Genomic DNA, 1,471 nt, shown 5'->3' with positions numbered 1-1,471 from the left:
TACACTACTTTACAACTTTATAAATGATGCCCCTGTTTCTTAATTAGCTGTTTTAAGGCATTTATTAGGGCATTTGATTTTATACTGGTTTCGACTTTTTCTACGAAAATGGCATAAAATACCTGCTGGCGAATCTGTTCGCTTAGAGCAAACCGAAACTCCTGCACGCTTTCTGTCTGATATTTAAAAAACGCCTCATCCTGGTATGGCAGCAGCTTCATCGCACAGTATGAAATGTTAATCAGATTGACCAGCATTTCAATCCCTCTGCGGCTGCGGACCATGTAACTGCACAGTGACCAGAAAGTTTTCTGTTCGTAGTAACTAACTTCTATCGGCCATCGAAATGCATACAGCATCAGGGGAATAAACTGCATCCGGCTGCTCCCTGTCTGGTTTAGCGGGGATTTCTCCTGCCATGCGCAGAAGATCTGCAGCTGTTGCGGGAAAACTGTGCTGAAAAACAAACGCCTGCCGCCCGCTGCTTTATCAGCGGATGTGACATATGCCAGGACTGTCCTTTTTCCAAAAATGTTCGTAAGGACATGGCGCACGGCCATATAGTAATCACCGATTTTTTCATCAGACAGCGTAAAATCATCATGGATAGAAAGCCTTTTTCCATGCGATGCAGGCCGTCCCCGTTTCCCCGTGCGCTGCGGCGGCAGGTCATAAATAACGGAGTCGGATCTTGCATTCCCTATAAGATCCAGATTTTCATACTCATCCACGATGGAAACAAGGTTCTTCTTTACATACCAGCTATCGCAGAGGATGATGACATTTTTCTTTTCATGGAATACAGGCATTACATGCCGTATCATGGATGCAGCCAGTTCCAGCTTGGATTCCTTTTTCTGCCACATGCGGTATCCAAGCGGAACGCAAAGATAGTGGATCCTGCCTTTGTTCCATACCGGGACACAGACCATTACACTTACGAAGCAGTGTCCGTTCAGATAGTTTGAACCATGATGCGCGGCATGGTCAAAAAGCTTTGAAACATCCTCGAATTTTTTGCCAAATTTCGAAACCATTGTGTCATCAATGCACAGAAACACAGGCTGTGACTGTAGTTTTTCCGGTATGAGATTCAGAGCCATGCCCGCAGTGGTATTCATGAATCTGGAATAATCTGCCTTTGCATAAGAACATGCGTAATAAAATGCATTCAGGGATTTTTTCGTAATCCCCGCCAAAAAATGTCTGTACAATGAACGGATGGAGGCCGCTGACTCCATAGCAAGTATAGATAATACCAGCAGAAACAGGGTTTCAATAGTGGGTGCGGAAAAAGTTTTAAAATAAATATAAAAATAACGGTACAGTCTACCAATTAGATTATTTTCGTTGTATAATAAGTCTGACGTACAAGATCACTCTCTTTCGTATAGTTTGATGTGCAAACTTATTATACATGAGAAAGTGTCTTGTGCGTTATTTTATTTTTCAAAAAGTTGTAAAGTGGTGT

General features: G+C 42.6%; 1 protein-coding gene. It reads right to left on the bottom strand.

The window, feature by feature from the left end; all coding sequences use genetic code 11:
- Nucleotides 1-17: 17 nt before the first annotated feature.
- The gene (locus tag D7Y06_RS25105) at nt 18-1,280 is read right to left on the bottom strand and encodes an IS701 family transposase (RefSeq protein WP_442970477.1); all 1,263 of its coding nucleotides are present in this window, start codon (nt 1,278-1,280) and stop codon (nt 18-20) included.
- Between the last annotated feature and the right edge of the window lie 191 nt (nt 1,281-1,471).

Source organism: Roseburia sp. 1XD42-69, assembly GCF_003612565.1.
Taxonomy (GTDB): Bacteria; Bacillota; Clostridia; order Lachnospirales; family Lachnospiraceae; genus Roseburia_B.
Note: the sequence above shows the minus strand (reverse complement) of the source record. Positions and strands in the feature narration are given on the sequence as shown.